Origin of the sequence: Sorangium sp. So ce124 (assembly GCF_051525235.1) — a bacterium.
In the GTDB taxonomy this organism is placed as follows: Bacteria; Myxococcota_A; Polyangia; order Polyangiales; family Polyangiaceae; genus Sorangium; species Sorangium atrum.
The window spans coordinates 3,772,844-3,797,322 of sequence record NZ_CP150312.1; the positions used below are offsets into that span (position 1 = coordinate 3,772,844).

The following is a 24,479-nucleotide window of genomic DNA, read 5'->3' on the forward strand; positions in this document are numbered from 1 at the left end:
CGATCGGGCCGCGGCCGCTCAGTCGCCCGCGATGCCCGCCGCCTCGAGGAGCGGCCGCACCCGGGACTGCGCGATGGCGTAGACCGCGCGCACGCCGTCGCGCCGGGCATAGACGACGTTCGTACCGCGGAAGGCGTCGCCCGCGCCGATCGCGATCGTGAACGATCCCGCGGGCGCCCGCGGTGGGACCGCGTCGCTGTCCTCCGCCGGGGCGGCCTGCGGCCGGGAAAGCTCGACGGTGATCCGGAGGCGCGGCGGGCTGAGGCCATGGTGCCGCTCCGGCTCGCCCAGCGCGACGGCGCCCTCGGCCCGAAGATCGGCGAGCGCGTCCCGGACGCCCGCGGCCAGCGCGGTGGCGCGCGCCCGATCGGCCGCTCCCGCGATCGTGAAGCCCTCCGGCGTGCGCTCGATCACGACCGGCTTCGCGCCCCGAGGGGCCAGCGTCACCCGCGCGATCTCGTGAGGCGGGACGAGGAAGACGTCGCGGCGGAGCAGCAGGCGACCGGCCGCGGCCTCCAGCGACGGCGGCGCGACGAACACCGCAGCGCCGTCCCCGGCGTGAGCGAAGGAGCCCGCGCCGGCGCGCGCGCCGAGCTCCACCCGGGCCGCGCGCGTCGCCGCGCCGGTGCTTCCAGCGCCGGACTCCGTCGCGGGGTCGAGCTCGGCCTCGACCGTGAGCCGGGGCGCGCCGAGCCCGTAGCTCTGGTCAGCGTCCGCGGCGATCCAGCGCTCGGCCTGGAGGCCGGCGAGCAGCTCGGCGAGCTCGTCGGCCAGCCCGCCGTCGGCCTCGAGGCCGTCGCCGCTCGGCTCGATGAGCCGCCAGGCGCCCTCGTCCGTCCGGCGGAGCCGCTGGACCATGCCGGGGCGCTCGATCCGCAGCGCGCTGACCTGATCGGGGGTGAAATCGAACACCTTCATGGAGCGCAGCGACACCTCGGAAGGGAGGAGCGCGCCGGCGGCCAGGGCAGGGATCTCGGCGATCGCTCCGTCCTCGAGCCGCCGGACGTGCACCACACCGGCCTGCTCGGCGCCGATCTCGAGCGTCTCGATCCGCTCCTGCGGCTCGCCCTCGGTTGCCGCGCCCGGCGGCGTCGAGACGACGCGGAGGGTGGCCCGAGGTGAGGCGAGGCCGAGCGCCGCGAGATCGCTCGCCCCGGGCAGGAGGCGCGTGGCGCGGACGTCCAGGATCGACTGGACCAGGGCGCGGCCCGTCTCCGTCGGGACAGGACGGTCCTGCGGGGCCCGCAGGTGCCACTCGCTGCCGGCGCGCGCGAGCTCCAGCGAACGCTCGCCGGCGGCGAGCTTCACCTCGGCGACCTCGTCGAGCGGCGCGGCGACGAGCGCGAGATCGACGAAGCGCGGCGCCTCCTCGGTGAGCGGATCGAGAACGCTCTCGGGCACGCAGGCGGCCGCGCGCGTGGGCTCGCGCCGCACCGCGACGACGTGGTCGGGCCGGCCCGGGCAGGCGCCGCCCACGTCGATCACGCCGCGCTTCGCCGCGGGATCGCTCGGCTCCAGCGTCAGCGTGACCCGGGGGCCACCGGACGCCGCGGCCTGCCTCGCTTCCTCCTCGGAGAGGAACGCGTTGGCCTGCATGCGGCCGAGCGCCGAGAGCACGAGGTCGAGCGCCGGCGCGCTGACCCGGACGCCGCTGCCCTCGGGCGAGCCCGCCGCGAAGCGGAAGCCGGCCCCGCGGCCGCCGCCCCAGGGGGCGCGCGAGAACCGCCGCGATCCGCCGTCGCCGTCGAGCGTGAGGCCCGAGAGCTCCGCGGCGACGTAGGGGACGAAGCTCCGCGAGCGGAAGCGATCCGGCGGCACATCGAGGGCCGAGGCGAGCTGCTTCGTGATGACGAAGACGCCTCGGCCCGCGACCTCGGTGTAGACCGCGCCGGGCGGCGTCGGGGCGGCGCCGCCTAGCAGCAGGCGCTCGCGGCGCGGGCCCATCGCGAGCGCGATCGAGAGCCTGGGCGAGGCCAGGCCGAGGGCGGCAGGGTCGCTCGCCTCCGCGGAGACGCGCCGCTCCGCGGTCGCGAACTCCAGCGTGCCGAGGAGCTGGTCGACCGTGGGCTCGTCGGCCGGGTAGCGCTGCCCGTCGATCTCGACGTTCCAGGGGCGCTGGCCGGCGTCGTCGACCTCGCCGCGGGTGAGCCGCGCGGTCTGCGGCGCGCCGGGCGAGGCCATCGTCACGGTGAGCTCGGTGATCTCGTCGGGCCGCCACGCCTCGAAGAGGTGCTTCTTGCGGCGCTCGGCCTCGTCGGTGGACACCGAGCCCCGGTCGAGGACGAGCAGCGCGACGGCCGCCGCGGCGGCGAGCGCGACCAGGAGCAACGTCGTCGCGTGCCGGCGCAGAGGCCGCATCACGGCGATCCTTCGCGCTCGGCCTCGGCCGACGCGCCGCGCGCGTCGCGTCCGGCCGACGCGCCGGGGCCCCCCTTGTCGCCGGGGCGGCGCTCGGAGCCGCGCCGGGCCAGGTACACGGCGAGGCCGAGGAGGGCCGCGGCGAGCGGCATGTACACGATGACGTAGCGGAAGATCCCGGCGAGCGAGTCCTCGCTGATCCGGAGGCCCGCCGTGAACGCCGGCTTGTCCGGGATGTCGAGCATGGGCGGGCTCGCGGCGAGCCAGGACAGCGCGCTCTCGACGAACACGGCTGTCCCGCGGAGCTCGGGGCTCTGCCAGTTCGCGCCGTAGAGCACGCCGGGCGAGCCGACCACCACGACGCGCGGCCCGTGCGCGGCGCTGGAGCCCGCGGGCTTCGGCAGCTCCGAGGCGCAGGCGACCGTGAGCGGCCCCGGGTGATCGCCGTCGCGCGGCTTCGGCTCGGACGGGTCCCGGGCCCAGCCGAAGAAATCGACCATGCCGAAGGCCTGGTCGCTCGTCACGAGCAGGGGCGCCGGGGCCACCGGCCCGCTCGCCGTGGGCGCGAGCGAGCTCGCCACCGTGAGCACCGGGCCGAGCCCCTGATCGGCCGCCTTGATGAGCCCTTCGGTGATCGGATGCGGCCTGACGATCGGCGCGAAGGTCTCGCCGAAGCCCTGCGTCGACCGGAGCTTCGGGTCGAGCTCGAACACGAAGTCCGACCGGAGCTCGACCCCCGCCACGGCGAGCAGGCCCGAGAGCCCGAGGTCGACGTACCGCTGATCGCTCTCGTCCGGAACGGGGCCGAGCGCGATCAGCGCGCTGCCGCCCTTCTCGATGAACGCGCGGTAGCGGGCCACGTCGCTGGCCGGCACCGGCTGGCTCGGCCCGGCGAGGACGAGCACCCGGCACCGGTCGAGATCGACCTCCGGCGCGGGCTCCGACGGCGCGGCGCCGGCCTCCTCCTCGTCGCCGTGGCCGTCCGCGCCGCGGCCGCCGCCGAGCTCCACGACCTCGTAGTTGTTCTTGTTGAGCCTGTCCTTGAGCGCCGCGAGCCCGCCGGCGCCGCCGGCCTCGATCGACCTCTCGCCGTGCCCGGCCGCGAAGCAGACCATCGGCCGCTCGCTGCGCAGGACGCTCCGGATCGCGCCGGTCAGCGCCTGCTCGAGCCGCGGGCGCGACCGCAGGTCGTCCTCGTCCTCGACCTCGACCAGGTCGCTCGCGGTCAGGAAATGGGGCCGATCGCCGCGCGCGACGATGATCGCCGCGTCCGTGACGATGCGCCCGTCGTCCGTCTTGCCCGCGACGACGCCGTAGCGCTGCTGCACCGCCAGGAACTCCGCCGGGCGCCGGTCGGGATCGGTCACCTCGACCTCGATCCGCGGGTTCTCGGCCCGGTACGCGTCGAGCAGGTGCCGCACCGAGAGCGTCAGGGGGTCGCCCTCCGAGAGCAGGACGTAGACGCGGATCGGCTCCTCGATCGAGCGCAGCGTCGAGACGGTCGCGTCGCTCAGCGTGTACAGCCCGCCCTGCGTCCAGTCCCAGCGCCTGTAGTGGCGGGCGACGAGCAAGTTGACGAGCACCGCGAGCACCATCGCCGCGATGATCCCGACGCTCGTCGAGAGCTTCTCGCCGAGCGAGGTGCCCGGCGGCGGAGCTCCGGCTTGCGCGGGCCGCTCTCCGGACATCAGCCCCACCTCCACGCGTCCACCGCGCGCACGGTCACGAACAGCGGCAGCGCGACCACCGTCCCGTCGAACACGAGGCGGCGCAGATCGACGATCCCGCGGGAGAAGTCGTTCATCTGCGTCCACACCGAGACGTAGGCGCAGAGGTCGTGCGCCGGGCCGTCCGGGAAGATGAACTCTCCGATGCCGAGGATGAACATGCCCATCACCGCCATCGTGCTGAGCACCGCGGCCATCAGCTGGCTCTTCGTGAGCGCGCTGGTCATCGTCCCGATCGCGAGGTAGCCGGCGCCGACCGCGAAGACGGCGAGGTAGCTCGACCCCACGACCCGCCAGTCGAGCTCGCCGGTCCTGCCGATGAGGACGACGTAGAGCAGCGTCGGCGCCCACATCGCGACGTACGTCACGAGCGCCGCGGCGTACTTCGCCAGCACCACGCCGGCGGAGCCGACCGGCGCCGTGAGGAGCGCCTCGATGGTGCCGCTCCTGCGCTCCTCCGCGAAGAGGCGCATCGTGAGCAGCGGGCAGACGAAGAGCAGCGGCAGGTAGATCAGGATCGTCTGGCCGAAGAAGACCTGCACCGGCCCCGTGTCGGCGGAGAGCTCCACCTCGCCGGCGAACTGCGTCGCGATCAGGAAGAAGTGCACGCCCTGCACCAGCAGGAACGTGGTGATCAGCACCCACGCGAGCGGCGTCACGAAGAGCGAGAAGAGCTCTCGCTTGAAGATCGGCCAGAAGCCCCTCACCGCCGCTCCTTCGCCGCGCCGCCCTCGCCGCGCCGAGCCGCGCTGCCCTTCTTCTTCCGGCTCCCGGCCGCCGGCCGAGGCGCCTCGCCGCCCTCCGCCCCGGGCTCGGCCGGCTCTCCGGCGGCGCCCCGCGAATCAGCGTCGTCGGCCGCGGTCAGCTCGGAGAAGACCTGCTCCAGCGAAGGGGCGCAGGGGACGAGCTCGCGCACCCCGAAGCCCGCGGCGACCAGCGCGGCGACGAGGCGCTCGGCGGCCTCGCCCGCGTCGGCCCCGGCGTCGAACTCGACGGTGAGCCGCGCCGCCTCGCCGGCGTCCTCCGCCTCGGCCGAGCGGACCTGCGCCGCGCCGCGCGCCACCGCGAGCGCCGCGTCCGCCGCCCCGCGCACGACGACGCGCGCGCCGGACGACCGACGCATCGCGCGGATCTCGTCGATCGAGCCCTCCGCGACGAGCCTCCCGCGGGCGATCACGAGCGCCCGCGTGCACGTCGTCTCGACCTCGGAGAGGATGTGCGTCGAGAGGAGCACCGTGCGGTCGCGGCCGAGCCGGCGCACGAGCGCGCGCACCTCGCGGATCTGGTTCGGATCGAGGCCCGCCGTCGGCTCGTCCAGGATGAGCAGCGGCGGATCGCCGACGAGCGCGTCCGCGAGGCCGACCCGCTGGCGGTAGCCCTTCGAGAGGTGGCCGATCAGGACGCTCGCGACGTCCTCGACGCGCGCGTCGCGGAGGGCGCGCGCGACCGCCTCGCCGCGCGCGCGCCGCGGCACGAGCTTCAGCTCGGCGCGGAACGCGAGGTACTCCGAGACGCGCATCTCCGGGTAGAGCGGCGAGGTCTCGGGCATGTACCCGAGCGAGGCCCGCGCGCGCATCGGCTCCTCGGCGATGTCGTGGCCGGCGATCCGCACCCGGCCGGACGTCGCGCCGAGGAACCCCGCGAGGATGCGGAGGGTCGTGCTCTTGCCTGCGCCGTTCGGCCCGAGGAACCCGACGATCTCCCCCTGGCTCACCTGGAACGAGAGGTCGCTCACCGCCAGGTGGGGGCCGTAGGACTTGGAGAGGTGCTCGACCTCGATCATCGTGGCATCGGGCGCAGGGGGTCAGGGCCGCCGGCGCGGTGCGCGCGGGCAGGCCGGTCGATCGCGCGGAACGCTTAGCGCACCGGGCGGGTCAGGGGAAGCGCGCGCGCCGGGCTCTGGCGTGGTCCGGCGGTGGTCTGGCGACGAGCGGCGCCGGCGAGTAGCCAGAGCCGCGCGTCTCTGGTAACCCTGCGCCGTCGCGCCCGGCGGCCCGGGCGCTCACGCCACGGGCCCCTCTGCAAGGCGACGCACCCGGTACGCCGAGCGCCGCGGCCCCCTCACACCCACCGCTGCACGATGGATCAGACGCTCCTCCGGTCGTATTTCTCGACCATCTACGAGTTCCCCACCCCGGCGGGGACGCTGCGTGTCTCGCTGGACGGCGAGATCGTCCAGGATCAGGCCGGGCTCCCCGAGCTCCTGACCCGCAAGTTCGCGGTGCTCACCGCCTACAACCCGCGCTCGATGCTCATCCCTCGCCGGGTCAACGATCAGCGCCACCACGTCCTCCGCGATCTCTTGATCCTCGGCTGTTACCGGGTGGAGCCGTGCGTCGGCTCCGAGGCGGAGCCGGAGGGCATCTGGCGCGAGCCGGCGTGGCTCGTCCACGGCATGGACCGGGACGAGGCGATCGCCTTCGGCCGGGTCTTCCGGCAGAACACGATCGTGTTCGCGCAAGGCGGCCGGCCGGAGCTCATCATCACCGATCCGACAGCAGACGACATCGGCCGAACTTTCCAGGGGAACTGGCGGGTGCGGTCCTGACTCACGCGGCGGCCGCGGACGCCGAACGCCGATTCCATGTTGAAACGTACCCGCAAAATGTGGGTTCATGCCTAGGCGTTTAGGGATGGGCGGACCGGCCTCGCTCACCACATGAGGAGACACAGCAGAATGCGCACCCAGGTCACCCGCGCAGCGCTCGTCGCTGCGCTCGGGCTCGTCGCCGGCGCTGGCGGCTGCGGCCAGAACAAGGTCTCGGAGTGCAACGCGCTCATCGAGGTCATCAACAAGGGCGTTCAGAGCATCGAGAAAGGCACAAAGGCCGGCACCGACCAGGGCGGGTCGAGCGAGCTGAAGACGATGGCCGACGCGATGGACAAGGTGGCGGCCGACGCGGCGCAGGTGAAGCTGACCACCCCGGAGCTGCAGAAGTTCTCGGGCGAGTACCAGGCCATGGCGAAGGACGTCGCCAAGGCGGCGCGCGATCTCGCGACCGCGGCGGACGCCAACGACGCGGAGAAGAGCAACGCCGCCCAGGCGGCGATCGAGAAGGCGATCAAGCAGGAAGATCCCCTCGTCGACAACATCAACAAGTTCTGTCAGGCGCCCTGACGGGGCGCGCCCCCGAGGCGCTCGCCCTGCGATCAGGGGACGAAGCGATAGCCGACGCCGCGCACCGTCAGCAGGTGGCGCGGCGTCGTCGCGTTCTCTTCCAGCTTGTTGCGCAGCTGGAGGATGAAATTGTCGATGGTGCGCGGGGTCCCGTGGTGCGTCGGGCCCCAGACCTTGGCCTGGATCTGCTCCCTCGACAGGACCCGGCCGCCCGCCTCGGCGAGGCAGAGCAGCACGTCGAACTCGGTCGCCGTGAGCTCGATCAGCGCGTCGCCGCGGCGGACCTCGCGCGTCGCCGCGTTGATGACGATGTCGCCGGCGCGCAGCTGCGCCCCGTCGGCGCGCGCGATCGCGTCGCGCCGGAGCACGGCCTTCACGCGCGCGAGCAGCTCGGCCAGGCTGAACGGCTTCGTGATGTAGTCCTCGGCGCCGAGCTCGAGGCCCATCACCTTGTCCATCTCAGCGCCGCGCGCGGACAGCATGATCACCGGCAGGGTGCGCCGCTCGTTCCGGAGCATGCGGAGCAGCTCGAAGCCGTTCAGCCGGGGGAGCATGACGTCGATGATGATGAGATCGATCCCGCCGGCGCGGGCGAGCGCGAGCCCGCGCTCACCGTCCTCCGCCACGAGGACGCGGTAGCCCTCGGCGGTCAGGTTCATCTCGAGACCCATCGCGATGCTGGGGTCGTCCTCCACGAGCAGGACGGTCCGCGCCGGTGTCTGAGGGGTTCGGGTCATGCTGAGGAGGTCCTCTAGCATGTTCATGTCCTGACCGGCGGCGGCCGCGCTACGGCGGCGCGCTCGCGTCGGCGCCGTGATCCGACGCGTCGTTGTGCGCCGCGGCGACCGCGGGCGCCGCGACCTGCGGGCGTCGCTCGGCGGCGCTCGCCTTAGGCGTGCTCCGGAGCGGGAGCACGAGGGTGAACGTGCTGCCCTTCCCGGGCTCGCTGTCGACGAGGATCTTGCCGCCGTGCGCCCGGATGACATGCTTGACGATCGACAGCCCGAGCCCCGAGCCCTCCTGCTGCCGGGCGAGGAGATCGTCGACCCGGTAGAACTTCTCGAAGATCCGCTTGTGCTCCGCGCGGGCGATGCCCTTGCCGTTGTCGCGGACCGTGAGCAGCGCCGACCGTTTGAGGACATGGGCGGAGACGCTGATCTTCCTCGGCTGACCGCCGTACTTGTAGGCGTTCGAGAGGAGGTTCACGATCGCGTCGACGAGCGCGCTGCGATCGCAGAGCACGGGCGGGAGGTTCGCGTCGATGGAGACGTCGAGGTCGACGCTCCGCTTCTCGCGCGTCGGCTCGAAGGCGTGGATCGCCTCGTCGGCGATCTCCCCGAGGTGGTGCTCCGAGAGCTCGTAGACGCGCCGGCCGCTCTCCATCCGCCCCCAATCGAGCAGCCGATCGATGAGCTGCTGGAGGCGGGCGCTCTCCTTGGTGAGCGCCTCGATGCAGCGATCCTCGCTGATCGTGTCGCCGCGCCGGAGCGTGAGGGTCTCGGTGAACATCCGGATCGACGTGAGCGGGGTGCGCAGCTCGTGCGAGACCTTGGACACGAAATCGGCCTGGAGCTCGGACAGGTTGCGCTCGCGCCGGAGGAAGACCCACACGAGGATGACCCCGGTCGCGAGCGTCCCGCAGAACGTGAGGACGATGATCCCCATGATGAGGTTGTACTGGGCCTCGCCGAGGACGAGCAGGAGGAAGCCGACGCCCGACAGGAGCACGCCGGGGATGATGACCAGGTAGACGAGGAGCTGGATGATCCGCCGGTAGCCGAGCGTGGTGAGGTCGCGCCTCGGGGTCCGCATGCCGGCAGCTTAATGGGGCCCCGCGCCGCCGGCGACCGTCCGCGAGCGCCCGCGCGCGGCTATGCCTCGATCCGCTCCAGCACGAGCGCGGGCGCCTCGGCGGGCGCCGGGCCGAGCCGGAAGGCGGCGCGGACGCGATCGGCCGCGGCCCGCGCGTCGTCCGCCCGGCGCGCGTGGATGCGGGCGAGGGGCGCGCCGCGGTCCACGCGATCGCCGCGCACCGCGGCGAGCTCGATCCCCACGGCGGGGTCCACGCGCTGGTCGGCGCGCGTCCTCCCGGCGCCGAGCGCGACCGCCGACAGGCCGATCTCCAGCGGATCGACGGCGGCGACGTACCCCTCGTCCTGGGCGGCGACCTCGACAACGACGGGGGCGCGGGGCAGCCGGCCGGCGTCGTGCACCACGGCCGGATCGCCCTTCTGCGCTGCGATCATCCGCGCGAAGACCTCGGCCGCCGCGCCGCTCGCGATGGCGGCCTCGAGCTTCGGCCGCGCCTCGGCCGCGCTCGCCGCCGCGCCGCCGGCGATCAGCATCTCCTCGCCGAGGGCGAGCGTGCACGCGACGAGGTCGCCCGGCCCGCGGCCGTGCAGCACCTCGATCGCCTCGCGGGTCTCGATGGCGTTGCCGACGGTGCGCCCGAGCGGGGCGCTCATGTCGGTGAGCAGCGCGGAGACGCGCTTGCCGGCCGCGGTCCCGACGCGCACGAGCGCGGTCGCGAGGGCGCGGGCGTCGTCGAGGGTCTTCATGAACGCGCCGCGCCCCACCTTGACGTCGAGCACCAGCGCGTCGATGCCCTCCGCGAGCTTCTTCGAGAGGATGCTGGCGACGATGAGCGGGATCGACTCGACCGTGGCGGTCACGTCGCGCAGCGCGTAGATGCGCTTGTCCGCGGGCGCGATCCGCGCGGTCTGCCCGATCATGCACGCCCCCACCTCGCGGACGATGCGCGCGAACGCGTCGACGTCGAGGGCGACGTCGAACCCCGGGATCGCCTCGAGCTTGTCGAGGGTGCCGCCGGTGTGGCCGAGGCCGCGGCCGGACACCATCGGGACGGGGACGCCGCAGGCGGCGACGAGGGGGGCGAGGCAGATCGAGACCTTGTCGCCGACGCCCCCGGTCGAGTGCTTGTCGACCTTCCGTCCGGGCACGCTGGACAGGTCGAGGACGTCGCCCGAGTGGAGCATCGCGCGCGTGAGGGCGACGGTCTCGGCGTCGTCCATGCCGCGGAAGAAGATCGCCATGAGCAGCGCGGCCATCTGGTAATCGGCCAGCTCGCCGTCGCTGTGGGCGCGGATGATCCGCGCGATCTCGTCCTCGGCCAGCCGCCCGCCGTCGCGCTTCTTCGCGACGAGCTCGACAAGGGTCTGCATCGGCGTCGAGCTTAGCCGGGTTCGCCCCTATTTGTCCCTGGCGCGGGCCCCCCTATGGTCGGCGGGAGCGCGCGGACCGTCCCCGCAGGAGAGCGGACACGGCGCCGGTCACGGTCGCGCGGGAGAAGGGAGCCGCACTGGGCCTCATGAACAGCCTCCTCTATGCCCGGGCCCAGATGGGCCTGTCGCTGGCATTTCACATGATCTTCGCCGCCGCCGGGGTGGCGCTGCCGCTGATCATGGTCATCGCGGACGCGCTCTGGCACCGGACGGGCGATCGAGACTACCTCGAGTTCTCGAAGCGCATGGCGAAGGGGACGGCGATCCTGTTCGCGGTGGGCGCCGTGTCGGGGACGGTGCTCTCGTTCGAGCTCGGGCTCCTGTGGCCGAGCTTCATGGGGACGTTCGGAGAGGTGATAGGGCTCCCGTTCTCGCTCGAGGGGTTCGCGTTCTTCACGGAGGCGATCTTCCTCGGCATCTACCTCTACGGGCGCGGCAAGCTCTCGCCGAGGCTGCACCTGCTCTCGGGCGCGCTGGTCGCGCTGAGCGGCGCGCTCTCGGCGTTCTTCGTGATCCTGGTGAACGCGTGCATGAACCACCCTGCCGGCTTCACGATGGTCGACGGGCGCCCCGCGGACATCGACCCGGTCGCGGCGATGTTCAGCCCGCCGTGGAAGCACGAGACGCTGCACGGCATCCTCGCGTGTTATCAGGCGACGGCGTTCGTGATGACGGGGATCCACGCGCTGGTGCTCCTGCGGCACCCGTCGAGCCCGCTGTTCCGCAAGGCGTTCGCGGTGACGCTCGCGGTCGCCGGGGTGACGGCGCTGGCGCAGCCGCTCGTCGGTCACTACGCGGCGGTGGAGGTCGGGACGGGGCAGCCCGCCAAGCTCGCGGCGATGGAGGCGCACTTCGAGACCTCGGCGCGCGCGCCGCTCCTCGTCGGCGGCCTGCCCGACGTGGAGCGGGGCGAGGTCGACTACGCGATCGAGATCCCGGCGGGGCTCTCGGTGTTCCTGCACGCGGATCCTGACGCGGTGGTGCCCGGGCTGGATGCGGTCCCTCGGGACGAGTGGCCGCCGGTCACGGCGACGCACCTCTCGTTTCAGGTGATGGTGGGCGCGGGCTCCGCGATGGCGCTGCTCGCGGTGGTCGGGGCGGTGCTCGCGTGGCGCCGCAGGGGGATCCCGGATCAGCGCCCGTTCCTCTGGGCGGTGATCCTGGCGAGCCCGCTCGGCATCGTGGCGATGGAGGCCGGCTGGCTGGTGACGGAGCTCGGTCGCCAGCCGTGGATCGTGCGGGGCGCGATGCGCACGCGTGACGCGGTGACCCCGTTCCCGCACCTCGCGGCGCCCTTCTGGACGTTCACGGCGCTCTATGTCTTCCTCGGCGTGGTGGTGGTCTACCTGCTCGTGCGCCAGCTCCGCGCGGCGCCGCTCGGGGTGGCGGGCGGCGGCGGCGGCGCGCCGCTCGGGGTGACGGGCGGCGGCGCGCCGCGCGCGTCCGGCGGAGGCGAGGCCGATGCGCACTGAGTGGTTCCTCGGCGGGGTGATGATGGCGGCGCTCGTGCTGTACGCGCTGCTCGGGGGCGCCGATTTCGGCGGCGGCGTGTGGGATCTGCTCGCCTCCGGCCCGCGGAAGCGGGAGCAGCGCGCGCTCATCGAGCGGGTCATCGGCCCGATCTGGGAGGCCAACCACGTGTGGCTCATCCTGGTCGTGGTGCTGCTCTTCACAGCGTTTCCCCCGGCGTTCGCGGCGATCTCGATCGCGCTGCACGTCCCCATCACGCTGTTCCTCGTGGGCGTCGTGTTTCGCGGATCGGCGTTCAGCTTCCGCAGCTACGACTCCCGAGGGGATCGGCAGCAGAAGCGCTGGGGGTTCGTCTTCTCGCTCGCGAGCGTGATCGCGCCGGTGCTGCTCGGCATGATCGTCGGCGCGGTGGCGTCCGGGCGGATCCGGGTGGCGTCGGGGGTGGTGACGAGCGGCTTCTTCGCGCCGTGGCTCTCGCTGTTTCCGTTCGTGGTGGGGCTGTTCGCGCTGGCCCTGTTTGCGTTCCTCGCGGCGGTGTACCTGACGAACGAGGCGAAGGAGCCTGCGCTCGTCGACGATTTCCGGCGGCGCGCGCTCGCCTCCGGCTGCGTGGTGGCGGCGCTCGCGCTGGCGTCGTTCGCGGCGTCGTTCCGGGGCGCCCCGCTCATTCGAGAGGGGCTGATGGATCATCCGATCACGTGGCCGCTCCACGTCACGACGGGCCTCGCGGCCACGGCGGCGTTTTTCGGGCTGTGGACCCGCCGTTTCCGTCTGGCGCGCTTGGCGGCGGCGGCCCAGGTCACCCTGATCCTGCTCGGCTGGGCGGCGTCGCAGTACCCGTTCCTTGTGGTGCCGGACGTGACGCTCGAGGGCGCGGCGGCGAACCCGAGGACGTTGCGATTGCTTGTCTGGGTGCTCGGCGTCGGATCCGTGCTTCTGTTCCCTTCGCTGTACGTGCTCTTCCGCGTCTTCGGCAGCGGCCGGGCGGGGGCGGCGTCGGACGGCGACGACGAGCATTGAGCGGGAGTGGGGTCGACGTACGTGGAAGTCGCGGTGGCCAAATTTGATGCACCACCTCACCTACCCGCAGGAGGGGCGTGAGGACGGCTGGCTGAACAGTGGCTGTGTGTCCGTCCCGGCGCTAGGGGGCGATGGCTCGATGCCGGCGGCCCATTGCATTCCTGGGACCTGCAACCCGCTCTCGCGGCTCCCTCGAAAAAATGCGAACGCTTTCGCGGGCCTCCCCACGGCGGGCGAACCGTGTTACGCTCGCAGCGCGAAGTTTTCAGGATGCTTGTGGGGGAAGGAGCCCTGTAGAGATGGCGAACATGGCTAGATACCGTCGACACGCGATTGTGGGGTTACTTGCAGCGACAGCCGGTGTGACGGGCTCGTTCGCCGCGTGCTCGGACTCGTACCGTCACGGGCTCACCGGCTCCGGCTCGGGCCCCACCGGGACCGGCGGCAGCAGCGGCACCGGCGGCGCGGGCGGGGAGGCGGGGAGCACGGGGACCTTCGGGGAGGGGGGGCGGTGCGATCCGATCTGCTCCAACGATCTGAAGAAGATCCTCAGCTGCAATGGGGTGACGCTGGCGACTTGCAAGCCGGAGGAGGGGTGTGTCAACGCCGAGTGCGTGCCCAACCCGTGCGAGGCGGCGGAGCAGTCGAAGAGCTCGTACGGGTGCGACTTCTGGGCGGTGAAGACCGCGCAGCGGGCGGAGGCGAAGGGAGCCTGCTTCGCGGCGGTTATCGCCAATACGTGGGAAAAGGAGGTAAAGCTCACGGTGCAACGAAACGGCGAGACGTTGCCCGTTGAGGACTTTGCCTTCATCCCACAGGGGCAAGGGAGCCAGATCGTATACCAGCCATACAATCCTGATGTGGGGCTTGGTGTTGGTGAGGTCGCTGTCTTGTTCTTGTCACGCAGTAGCGGCGGTCTGCTGGATTGCCCAAAAGAACCTGCGATGAGGGCTGAGACTGGTGTCGCCGGTACAGGGCGCGGTTCGGGTTTCCATATAACCACGGATTACCCCGCGGTTGCGTACCAGATCGCCCCCTATGGTGGAGGCCCGACCAGCTACACTTCGGCGACTCTGCTGTTGCCCACGAGCTCGTGGGATACGAACTATGTCGCCGTTAATGCCTATCCGGTGTCTCCGTTGAACACCGATGGGCTGCCGTCATTGGAGATCGTGGCCCGCGAAGACAATACATCGGTTACCCTCCTTCCTAGGGAAGATATCAAAGGTGCGGGGCCGGTCGATAATCCAGTGGTCGCTCCGGCTACGAAGGGAATGCCGGTAACATATACCCTGAACAAGGGTGAGTTTTTGCAGATTTCTCAGGATGCTGAGCTTACAGGCAGCCCGATCTCGTCGGACAAGCCCGTTGGTGTGTTTGGGGCTTCTTCCTGTATGAATGTTCCGCTTGAAGCCGCGGACTGCGATTCGGCGCATCAGCAGATTGCGCCAGTACGAGCGACAGGAAGCGAGTATGTGGCGGTGCGTTATCAGGGGCGGGAAGAGGGCGTCGAAGAAGCGCCTCCGTGGCGCCTGGTCGGCATGGTCGACGGTACAAAACTGAACTGGGAGCCATCGAAGCCAGAGGGGGCTCCTGACACGCTTAAACTCGGTGACGTTGTCGAATTCAGCGCAGCCGGTCCATTCGTTGTGCGGAGTCAGAACGGGGAGCATCCGTTCTACTTTGGTGGTTACATGACTGGAGGCGAGAGCTTTCAGCGGGTAGGTGATCCGGAATGGGTCAATGTCATTCCTCCGTCTCAGTTCTTGGATTATTATGTTCTGTTTACGGACCCCTCATACCCGCAGACCAGCTTGAATGTCGTGCGTACCAAGTCGAAGCGCGATGGTAAGTTCGCAGATGTGACCCTGGACTGCATGGGGAAGCTCTCCGGATGGGAGCCGATTGGAGACTACGAATATACACGTGTTCAGCTGGTGAGCGGGAATTTTGAGGGAACCGGCGACTGCATCAATGGGCGCCACGTGATGTCGAGTGAGCTTCCATTTGGCGTCACTGTCTGGGGATGGGGCGCCATTTCAGGTTCGCTCGAGGTTTCATATGCATACCCGGCAGGCGCGGGATTCCAGCCAATTAACCAGATCACGATTCCTGTAGATCCCCTGTGATGCAGAGGATGTGCGTTACGTCGTGGCAACCAGCGGATGAGTTGATTTTGTAGTGCGCTTCACGTTGTTGGGTGGCCTCGGGTGTGTTTCGGGTGTTTTGGAAGTAAGCTTGAGACACGCCTGGGGTGGCCGTCGTTATGATTCTGGTGATTCGCAAGGCTCATCGCTCTGGCGGCGATGCGGTGTGGAGCCGACGAAATCATGACGTCTGCGCGACGGTGCCTGAGTCTGCCCCGACGGCCAGTGCATGAATGGAAGAACGCATGAACAAGACCCATGCGACATCGGTCGTGGTGTCGGCAGCGCTTCTCGGCTGGGCACCCGGCTGCAGCCTGATTCTCGGCCTCGATGAGTTTGCCGATGCTGCAGGCGCTGGGGGTAGCGGTTCGATGGCGATGTCTGCGGACTCAGGCAGCGGCGCCTCGACGGCCACGGGCGGTGCAGACCCTGGTCTGGCCCCGACGGTGCCTGTCCCCAGGATGCCCATGAACGGCGCAGATGTTGGCACGATGCGGAAGAGCGGGTCGCGACGTCCAAGGTTCGCGTGGGAGGCGCCGACGGGGATGACGGACCGGCCTGTCGAGTACGAACTCCAGTATGGCACCGACCCGACGATGGTTGATGTCGTAACGATCACTACCGTGCGAGCCGAGTACCAGATCGATTCAGATCTACAAGGCGAGCTGCTTCCTCCTGTGGGAAAGCGTTATTATTGGCGGGTGCGGGCCTGTTCACAGGGGGACTGCTCGTCGTTCTCTCCTGTGTGGTGGTTCAACATTGGTAGGGTAAGATGTGATTTTAATGCAGACGGGTATGATGATTTGGCCGTAGGTGCTGTCTCGGTTACCAGGAATGACATTAATGCTGTGTACTTCTACTATGGATCCGCCGGAATAGAGTTCGATGCGGCATCCGACGGTACAAAGACAAGGCCGTCTGACTCGGTTGCCGGCTTTGGCACGGCGCTTTCCTGCGCGGGCGATGTCGACGGTGACGGCTTCGCTGACCTCCTGGTAGGGGCGCCCTTCAGCGCCCACTTGACCGGTGACGCATGGGTCTATTTTAGCGATGGCGGCGATACCTTCTCGGGTGTGCCATGGGAGCTTCGACATGGTTTGGAAGAGGGGGTCGAGTTTGGCGGAACCCTGTCCGCGGCTGGAGACGTCGATGGGGATGGATTTGACGATATCATCGTAGGAGAGTTGGGAGGACCTTATGCATACCTCTATCGCGGGGACTCCTCAGAGCGTCTTGTGGATCCGATGTCGCTCTCTCTTGATGTGAATGCGTCGAGCGTAGTTGCGGCGGTGGCATCGGCAGGCGACGTGAATGGCGACGGTTTTTCCGATGTGATGGTGTCGTTTCAGCCTCGTGACTCTCTGGGGCATCAAGCGGTGGGGCTGTACTTCGGGGGGACAGGGCTTGGGTTCGATGCAGTCCCAGATATCGAGCTCGCCGCGCCCATGGAGGACTCGAATTTCGGTTCCGCGATCGCCGGGGCAGGCGATGTGAATGGAGATGGATTCGGGGATGTGATCGTCGGGTCACATGGTCTCAGTCGTAGCTATATATACATCGGCGGGCCAGATGGATTGAAACCTGCACCGTACTTGACGCTTGAGGGAAAGGCGCGCACAAATTTCGGTCTGGCTGTCGCGTCCGCCGGGGATATGAATGGGGACGGGTTTAGCGACGTCGCTGTCGGGACGAGCGACTACAGTAATGACCCTGGGACGGTATACATCTACATGGGCGGTTCGGGGACGATGCTGAATGGCAGCGCGGACGTGGCATTTCATAGACCGGTCAATGGTGACGGATTTGGACCGATCCTAGGTTCTTCGGGGGATGTGAATGGCGATGGCTTCTCGGATCTCACGGTCGCTGCGCCGCAGGATGACGCCGTTTTTGTGTTCTTCGGCAAGTCGAAGACGGAGAACCCTGATCCAGAGGACGGCTCTGTAATACAGCCGTTGATTGATTTGACGTTCGGTTCGGCGGTAGCAAGGCGATAGCGCTATGCGCAGTATCGAGCGCCGGAATCGGTCGGGAGGTACAGCAAATGAGCCACCACAGGCTCATCCTACACGGCCTGCTGCGGACGCCCGCGTGTCCAGCTACCCCCGTCGGCCGACCGCCGCGCACCGTGGATGCAGTGGTCCCATCCCACAGCACTCCTCGCTCCTCGTGGTTCGACGCGCGAGATGTCTAGCGACTTTATTCCGCGGGCCGATCGGCGTGCGGTGGAACGCCCGTGTCAATCTCTGTCCACCGCTCTCATCCGCGGCCGTCGGCGCTGACGTCTGAAGTTTCGGCCTCGGCCGGTTCTCTCACTCTTCTTGGAACTTTCTGGCGCAGCGCACGCCCTGGGTCCGGTTTGTGGGCTCTTCGCTGTTTCTGAACGTCGTGTCATAGAGCGTTACGATGGCATTCCCACCGCGAACCACGTATCCCGATGAGCCCGAGCAGCCTTGTTTTGAGCAATTTCACACGGTATCGGATAGTCACCGTTGCAATCCAGGGTCCACTCCGAGACGTTTCCTAGCATATCAGCATGGCCCCACCTCGCATCGCCGGACGGCGAGAACGAGCCGACAGGCAGGAACGCGGCGACGCTGCATCCGCTGGAGGAGCCGTCTCCTCGGCACTCGTTGGCAGCGAACCCGCGCTCCCTCGAGGCGCCCCACGGATACACCCGCTGCTCCTCACCGCCGGCGGCGGCATAGTTCCACTCGGCCTCGGTGGGCAGGTAGCCCCCGTCCCATACGCAGAACGCGAATGCCTCATACCACGTGACGCAATGGATCGGCCGGTGTTCGTTGGGGCCCGGCTCGGCGGTCCATGTCGGGTAGTACTCACATTCGAGCTGTGCTTTGAGTTCCTGGGTGTTTGCCGTGAGTGAGGATGTCCAATCGAAACGCCATCCACTATCGGTCACGCCGGGACGCTCCCCGGCTCCGAGCGCCGGGGGATCCCTCTGTGTCCCCTTCAGCGCCTCCACGAACGCCCGAAATCGTCCTACCGTGACCTCGTATCTGTCGAGCTTGAAGTCGCTGACGATGGCTGGATAGTTCTCATCATTGCTCCGGTAGAACGTGCCTCCCGGCACGACGTCGGCGGCGCAGCAATCCGCGTCTCCCTCTTGTCCGCAGTTCACTCCCGTACCAGGCGCGTCGCCGCCCTGGCAGCTCGTCGGGACGCACTCCCCGGCGCGGCACCCCGGGAACGGCGGCGCGCACGGCGCCTCCTCGACCCACGCCCCTCCTTCGCATTTCCGCGGCTTGTCGCCTGCGCACCCGCGCTCGCCCTCGGTGCATGGGACACATCGGCCCTTTGCACAGACGGGCGCCTCTCCACTGCAAGGCCGCTGGGGAACCCACTCCCCATCCGCGCACTGCCGCGGCGTATCGCCGACACAGTCGCGCTTGCCGTGCTCGCAACCTCCTGCGCCGGAGCTCGAGTCGCTGTGGCCACCGGCTCCGTCTCCGCCATCACCCGCCCGCGGAGCGTCCTTGAAATCGTCGAGCCCGAGCACCAGGCCGCAGCTCGTCATCCCGGCCGCAATCGCCAGCGGAGCCATCCGCGCGCCCGCGTCGTGGCCAGTGCGCCGCCTTTTCACCGTCGACATGCGGCCCACGCTACACAGCGTGCCGAGGTCGCGGAAGCACCGCGCACCAGCCCGCCGCCTCAACCCCGCGCGCCCCGGACACAGCCGCCGGCTTCGGCGGCGGTCCTCGCACCTCCTGGTTCGACCCAGGAGACATCCTCCCCCGGCCCGAGTAGTCTCCCGCCCGGACGCCGGCCCGCATGCGGCGGAACGCCCGCGTCAACCTCGTTTTTCGAGCGTTGCTTGGAGGACAGCTCACCGTGATGGATCGACGAAACCTGCCGGGCCGTGCGCCGCGACGCCCGTCGCGCCTTCGCTGCGCGCTGACCGCAGCGGCCCTGGCCGCACCGGCCCTCGCCGCGCTGGCGCCCTCCGCCGCCCTCGCGCAGGACCGGACCTTCTACCTCGATCGCCTCAGGATGGCCGGCGCCCCCGACGACGGGATCGGCGTCTGGCGCCCGCACATGGGGGAACGGACGCGCTTCTTCGGGCAGCTCGGGCTGGGGATGTCGGTCCACCCGCTCCGCGACGACAACTACGTCGACAACCTCGCCGTCGAGGAGCGGATCGAGGGCGACGGACCCGTCACCTCCCAGCTCATCACCTACCTGAACGCGGGCGTCGAGATCCTCGGCCGCGGCGCCCTCCAGGTCTCGTTCCCCATCGTCGTCTTCCAGGACGGCAACCAGACCTACCACCGCGAGATCGGCCTCAACCAGAGCGTCGACCTGAAGACCGCCTCCCCGATGGACCTCCGGATCGACGCGCGCTTCGTCGCCCTGGAGCTCGACGAGCGCCGCTTCCGGCTGGGCCTCACCGGCGCGGTCTTCGTGCCCATCGGCAACAACTACTCCTTCGCCGGCGACCGGGGCGTCAGCAGCTCGTTCGGCCTCGGCGCGGAGTACGACTTCAAGGATTTCGTCGTCACCCTGAACACCGGCGTCGCCATCCGGCCACGCGTGCAGCTCCACGAGCTCGTCGTCGGCAGCGAGCTCACGTACGGCGTCGGCGGCTACGTCCCGCTCCTCGACGGCAAGCTCCGCCTCGGGGCCGAGATCTTCGGCTCGTTCGGCCTCCTCAAGGAGACCGCGGGCGAGCTCGATGCCTCGCCCATCGAGTGGCAGCTCAACAGCAAGATGTTCCTCACCAAGGACAAGGCGGTCTACGTCGGCGCCGGCGTCGGCACCCGCATGAGCGGCGGCTACGCGCCCGATTTCCGGGGGGTCGCCCTCGTCGGCGGCTCGTTCGGCATCGCCGACTCCGACGCCCGCTCGCCCGGCTTCAACTACGTGATCACGGCGGAGAAAGACACCGACGGCGACGGCTACCCCGACGTCATCGACCTCTGCCCGGAGGACCCCGAGGACGGCAAGCAGCCCAAGCCGAGCGACGGATGTCCGGACATGCCCGATCGCGACGGCGACGGCATCCCCGACGTCGTCGACAAGTGCCCGGACGACCCCGAGGACAAGGACGGCATCGACGATCGCGACGGCTGCCCCGAGGAGGACGCGGACCAGGACGGCATCCCCGACGCCGAGGACAAGTGCCCGAAGGAGCCGGGGCAGGTCGTCGTCGAAGACCCGGAGAAGAACGGCTGCCCCTTCTACATCCGCAGGATCACGGGCTCCGCCGAGATCGAGATCATGAAGCAGGTCGAGTTCGAGTTCGACAGCTCCAGGATCCTCCCGCAGAGCTATCCGATCCTCGACGAGGTGGTGCGACTGCTCAAGGCGAACCCCGAGATCAAGCTGCTCAGCATCGAGGGGCACACCGACAACCAGGGCACCATCGACTACAACGACCGGCTCGCGCACAACCGCGCCATCGCGGTCAGGGTCTACCTGATCAACAAGGGCATTCAGTCGGAGCGGCTCACCTCCGTCGGCTACGGCTCCCGCCGGCCGCTCGTGTCCAACGACACACCGGATGGCCGGCAGCGCAACCGGCGCGTCGAGTTCCACATCAAGTCGCAGTCGATCGAGGGCCGCTAAGCTCCGGCCGGAGCGGCCGGCCTATTCTCCCCCCGAGATCAAGCGACGTTTGCGTGCACGTGCCCCGTCATGTGCACGCAAACGTCATCTCCTGAGCGCCGGCCGGGTTCGGCCCGGCCGCGCGGGCGCGTCCCACGCAAGCGCGCTCCCGGGGACCGGCGTTCAGTCGTCGCGGTGCGCGAGCGCCGGGCGACGATGGTCGCACTTGCCGGGGATCGGAAAGCCGCAGACCGCCTCTTCCGTCAGGCAAACCTGCTGGGCGGGGCACTGCTCCGGATCGAGGACGTCCGGATCGCAGGGGCGAGAGCAGAAATCGGGCCTCGCCAGCGGGGCGTCGTAGCGGCCGTCGCCGTCGACATCGATGTAGATCGGGTTCGTGATTGCATAGGGCGGGACCGGCGACCAGTCGGGCACCGTCGGCGTGGGCGCGAACAGCGCGCTGAGCGCGGGGATCCTGCCGAACGCGTCGCCGGCCAGCCGGGACAGCTGGATCTCACCGAAGGGGACGTCCAGGGAGACAGGGCTCATGAGGTTCCTGTCCTCGAGCCCCATGGCGATGATCACCACCCAGGAGTCGCGATCCGGCGCCGTGAAGGTGACCTTGCCGCGCACGTCCACGATCGCGCTCGGCGGCATGGCCGGCTCCAGCAAGCGGACCATCCGGCCGTTCAGGTAGATCTCCACCCGATCGACGCCGAACCAGCTCGCCGTCTGGACGTCGAACAGGAGCTCGAGCGACTCCCCGGCGCTCGCCGCCGCCACCTCACCATACGTCTTGCCGCGGATCGTCGCGCGGATGAAGGGGCCATACGTCGCGAAGGCGTGCGCGTTCCGCAAGCTCTCGACCGCAGCCGGCGCCTCGAGGGCGGCAGGGGAGTCGGTCGCGCTCCGGAAATAGGTCCGCGGGAAGCCCGGCTCCTTCGACCCGTCGTGGCTGTCGCTGCTGGCGATCTGCGCCGGCGCGAAGCCCCGCTCGAGGTAGCGGAAATAGTCGTCTACCTGGCCTGCGCGGTACGTGCACGGCGCGTCGCGCGCGTCCTCGGGGACCGGATCGCCGCCGAGCGCCGCGGGCCCGCAGAGCTCCTGGCTGTCGGAGGTCGTTCCGGAGAAGCCCCAGTTCTTCGCCTGCTCGTCGGGCGTCCGGGCGAGGATGCGCTTCATCAGCGCCCACGCGAGCTCGGTGCGGGCGCGGCGCTTGCAGTCGGAGACAGCGAGAGCGACAGCGACGCCAGCCGCGCCTGCGCCTGGGGCGCCGCCCGGCGCGGACGCCGCAGCGCACGGCGCGCGCAGCCAGCCCGCCACCTCGGGGCACGCCGCCTCGATCTCGGCGGCGCTCCCGGCGGCGTTCAGCCGCGCGAGGCAGCGGTTCCAGTCGACGACCTCGGCCACGCTCGGCGTGCGCACCAGATCGAACCGCTTGCCGTTGATGACCTCCATCGCGTCGAACGCGCAGCTGGCGGTCCGGAAGACGGGGTTGTTCTCCTCGAGGAACGTCGGCGTCCGGCCCATCGTGTACGTGTCGACGCCGAGCTGGTCGATGTAGCCGAAGAAGCCGTCGCGCGGGTGCGCGACGATGGTCAGCGGCGCCACCGTGCCGTCGCCGGAGGCCCGGATCGCGTCGAGGATCGCCCCGCCGGGCTCGCACGTCCAGTCGTGCGCCCCGTGGCCCGGGACGTCGAGCTCGTCGTACTCGAGCGGGAACCCGATGAAATGCCCCTGCTCCAGCGTGGTGATCTCCGCCCCGACCGCCGTGGCGAGGTGAGGCGCGAGACCGAGCGCGCGCGCGGTAGGCCGGTAGTCCGTCTCGACGTCGTGGTCGGTCGACACCGCGAGCTCCACGCCCTCCGCCGCCACGGTGGCCACCCGCCGCGGCAGCGCCATGCCGCTGTCGAAGCTCGGCTCGGAGTGGAGGTGCATGTCGGCCGACATCCACCCGCTCGTGTCGACCTCGCGCACGAGCGTTGCGTCGAGCTGGAACTTGCGGCCCGGCGCGAGCGTGACGTCGCGCTCCACGTAGATGCCGTACTCGATGCCTCGCGACACCGTGATCCGGTATCGCCCCGGCTCGATCTCGACCTCTCCCTCGCCGGTGGCCGTGACCTCGACGGCGCGGTTGCCGTTCCCGAGCCGGCCGTCGCCGAGGTAGACCCTGCGCCGGCCGTCGCCCGGGAGCCTCCGCCCCGCCTCGTCGAGCGAGGCGAAGGCGAGCTTGGCCGGCACCCGCTGGCCTGCCTCGTCCGCGACGCGGTAGCGCACCCTCGCCGGCGCGGGGAGGCGCGGCGACACGGCGACCTCCTGTCCGGCCCGCAGGCTCACCCGGACGGGCGCCGACATCGCAGTCCCCGCCGCGTTCCTCGCCACGAGCAGGTAGCTGCCGGGCGGCAGGGCGCCGCGGAAATCGCCGTCCTCGGACGGGTCGAGGCCGAGATCCGCGTCGATCTCGTCGATGAGGCCCACGTCGCCGCGCGCCTCGCGGTTGGCCGCCACGAGCTCGTCCAGCGAGGCGAAGGGCCGCGCGGGATCGGGATCGGCGAAGACGAACACGCGGGCGTTCGGCGCGGCCTCGAGCGTGTCCTCCCAGAGCACGTGGCCGCTGACCGCGCCCGTCGCGGTCCCGCGGAGCCTGTGCATCACGCCCGTCACGCTCGAGACGTCGCCGTCGCCCACGGCGAGGTAGCGCTCGTAGCTGAACGCGCGGTGGGCGTCGCACGCCGCGTCGTCCTCCTCGCTGAACAGGCACGATCGGCTGGCGGACACGAACGCCGTCGCCGCGCTCGCGAAGAGGGGCACGTTGACCACCGATGGCGCCGCGCCCTCCTCGGCCTTCGTGAAGTAGCCGTAGCTGACGTCGCCGCCCGCCGCGGCCACGAAATCGAAGGTGAGCGGCGCCTGGAAGGAGTTCCGCCCCGCGTTCCACGCGTCCTGGACCGCCGTGTCCTCGTCGAAGCCCGCTCCGGGCGCGAAGACGTCGTTCTGGTTGCCGAAGAACACGAAATCTCCCGCGACGATGCCGGCGCGGCGCGACGACGCCTCCTGCGCGGCCTCCGGCGGATCGCCGAGGATGCCGCCGAACACGGAGACAGGGGCCGTGGCGTTGTCCAGCGGCAGGACGTCGCTGCACGCGCAGGTCAGGCAGCCGCCCGGATCCTGCCGAACCCCGTTCGGGCACGGCGCGCAGCTCCTCTGGGGCTCGCAGCCGGGCGGCGGCCTGTCGTCGAGCAGGAGCACCGTGCGCACCGTCACGAACCGATCGCCCGGGTGAAGGAGGTAGTCTGTCCGGAAGCGGATCCTGGAGCGGACGTCGGGGAAGAAGAGGCCGAGAAGATCCTCCTGCGCCCGGAGCAGGCCTATCGCCTCGAACAGGAACTCCCCGTCTCCCTCGACGCGGATCCCGGCCTCTGCGCCGTCGGAGCCGTCCGCGAGCACGGAGACGTCGGTCGCCGTGGGGTCGGGCACGATGAGGTTGGCGAGCGAGAACATCTCCGCGAACCGGTCCCGCCCCTGGCCGCCCTCCTCGCCGATCCGGCCGCGCCGCCGGTCGACGTCGACGATGGCCCCGCCGAAGATTCCCGGCCCAGGCGAGTCCCGCCCGCCAAGGATCGCCACGCGGATCTGGTCGTTCTCGAGGAGGAAGTCGCCGATGTCCGCCATCGCCACCGGGCCGCCGACGAGCTCGGCGCGCTGCTCTATCCGCTTGGCGCGGAGCAGCCGATCGCCCCCGCAGCTCGGCAGCGCGGGGGCGGCGAGCGCGGCGGCGGCGAGCGGGACGAGCGCTACCCTGGTGAGCGAGCGGTGGGTTCGCCGCACAGAGATC

The 24,479-nt window shown here is 70.1% G+C and carries 16 protein-coding genes; 7 read left to right on the forward strand and 9 right to left on the reverse strand.

Annotated features, from left to right (window positions below; genetic code table 11):
• Positions 1-18: 18 nt before the first annotated feature.
• From WMF19_RS14355 to WMF19_RS14370, 4 genes are read right to left on the reverse strand one after another with little or no spacing between them, the layout of a single operon-like run.
• Positions 19-2,358 carry a DUF4340 domain-containing protein gene (locus WMF19_RS14355; RefSeq protein WP_437899637.1) on the reverse strand — a complete coding sequence of 780 codons (2,340 nt, stop codon included), beginning with the start codon at positions 2,356-2,358 and terminating at the stop codon, positions 19-21.
• Positions 2,358-4,046: a GldG family protein gene (locus WMF19_RS14360; RefSeq protein WP_437899639.1), complete on the reverse strand. Its 1,689-nt coding sequence runs from the start codon at positions 4,044-4,046 to the stop codon at positions 2,358-2,360. Before WMF19_RS14360 ends, WMF19_RS14355 begins: the two co-directional genes overlap by 1 nt.
• Positions 4,046-4,792 (reverse strand): ABC transporter permease, encoded by a 747-nt coding sequence (locus tag WMF19_RS14365; protein ID WP_012235062.1) that lies wholly within the window; start codon positions 4,790-4,792, stop codon positions 4,046-4,048. Before WMF19_RS14365 ends, WMF19_RS14360 begins: the two co-directional genes overlap by 1 nt.
• Positions 4,789-5,868, reverse strand: a complete 1,080-nt coding sequence (locus WMF19_RS14370; protein ID WP_437899640.1) for an ABC transporter ATP-binding protein — start codon at positions 5,866-5,868, stop codon at positions 4,789-4,791. Before WMF19_RS14370 ends, WMF19_RS14365 begins: the two co-directional genes overlap by 4 nt.
• A 297-nt stretch (positions 5,869-6,165) precedes the next feature.
• On the opposite strand from WMF19_RS14370, the gene WMF19_RS14375 reads away from it, so the two are divergent.
• Positions 6,166-6,633: a DUF3293 domain-containing protein gene (locus WMF19_RS14375; RefSeq protein ID WP_012235064.1), complete on the forward strand. Its 468-nt coding sequence runs from the start codon at positions 6,166-6,168 to the stop codon at positions 6,631-6,633.
• A gap of 129 nt (positions 6,634-6,762) precedes the next feature.
• Positions 6,763-7,203 carry a hypothetical protein gene (locus WMF19_RS14380; RefSeq protein ID WP_272103261.1) on the forward strand — a complete coding sequence of 147 codons (441 nt, stop codon included), beginning with the start codon at positions 6,763-6,765 and terminating at the stop codon, positions 7,201-7,203.
• A 32-nt stretch (positions 7,204-7,235) separates the two neighbouring features.
• On the opposite strand, the gene WMF19_RS14385 is transcribed toward WMF19_RS14380, so the two are convergent.
• From WMF19_RS14385 to WMF19_RS14395, 3 genes are read right to left on the reverse strand one after another with little or no spacing between them, the layout of a single operon-like run.
• Complete coding sequence (locus WMF19_RS14385; RefSeq protein WP_272103262.1) at positions 7,236-7,940, reverse strand: response regulator transcription factor; 705 nt, start codon at positions 7,938-7,940, stop codon at positions 7,236-7,238.
• A gap of 49 nt (positions 7,941-7,989) precedes the next feature.
• Complete coding sequence (locus WMF19_RS14390; RefSeq protein WP_437899641.1) at positions 7,990-9,015, reverse strand: sensor histidine kinase; 1,026 nt, start codon at positions 9,013-9,015, stop codon at positions 7,990-7,992.
• Positions 9,016-9,074: 59 nt separating this feature from the next.
• Entirely contained in the window at positions 9,075-10,385 is a 1,311-nt protein-coding gene (locus WMF19_RS14395; RefSeq protein ID WP_437899642.1) for a thymidine phosphorylase, read from the reverse strand.
• Between the two features lie 146 nt (positions 10,386-10,531).
• Between WMF19_RS14395 and WMF19_RS14400 the strand changes: the two genes are divergently transcribed.
• From WMF19_RS14400 to WMF19_RS14415, 4 genes are all read left to right on the forward strand, one after another.
• Positions 10,532-11,917: a cytochrome ubiquinol oxidase subunit I gene (locus tag WMF19_RS14400; RefSeq protein WP_437899643.1), complete on the forward strand. Its 1,386-nt coding sequence runs from the start codon at positions 10,532-10,534 to the stop codon at positions 11,915-11,917.
• Positions 11,907-12,935: a cytochrome d ubiquinol oxidase subunit II gene (locus WMF19_RS14405; protein ID WP_437899644.1), complete on the forward strand. Its 1,029-nt coding sequence runs from the start codon at positions 11,907-11,909 to the stop codon at positions 12,933-12,935. The genes WMF19_RS14400 and WMF19_RS14405 overlap by 11 nt, the downstream gene beginning before the upstream one ends.
• 299 nt (positions 12,936-13,234) lie before the next feature.
• The gene (locus tag WMF19_RS14410) at positions 13,235-15,064 is read left to right on the forward strand and encodes an IgGFc-binding protein (RefSeq protein WP_437899645.1); all 1,830 of its coding nucleotides are present in this window, start codon (positions 13,235-13,237) and stop codon (positions 15,062-15,064) included.
• A gap of 263 nt (positions 15,065-15,327) precedes the next feature.
• Complete coding sequence (locus WMF19_RS14415; RefSeq protein ID WP_437899646.1) at positions 15,328-17,079, forward strand: VCBS repeat-containing protein; 1,752 nt, start codon at positions 15,328-15,330, stop codon at positions 17,077-17,079.
• A gap of 404 nt (positions 17,080-17,483) precedes the next feature.
• On the opposite strand, the gene WMF19_RS14420 is transcribed toward WMF19_RS14415, so the two are convergent.
• Positions 17,484-18,221, reverse strand: coding sequence for a formylglycine-generating enzyme family protein (locus tag WMF19_RS14420; protein WP_437899647.1), 738 nt, complete (start codon positions 18,219-18,221; stop codon positions 17,484-17,486).
• Between the two features lie 713 nt (positions 18,222-18,934).
• On the opposite strand from WMF19_RS14420, the gene WMF19_RS14425 reads away from it, so the two are divergent.
• Positions 18,935-20,665, forward strand: a complete 1,731-nt coding sequence (locus WMF19_RS14425) for an OmpA family protein (protein WP_437901629.1) — start codon at positions 18,935-18,937, stop codon at positions 20,663-20,665.
• A gap of 162 nt (positions 20,666-20,827) precedes the next feature.
• On the opposite strand, the gene WMF19_RS14430 is transcribed toward WMF19_RS14425, so the two are convergent.
• A complete protein-coding gene (locus WMF19_RS14430) occupies positions 20,828-24,472 on the reverse strand; it encodes a PHP domain-containing protein (RefSeq protein ID WP_437899648.1) in 3,645 nt (1,214 codons plus the stop codon).
• Positions 24,473-24,479 lie beyond the last annotated feature (7 nt).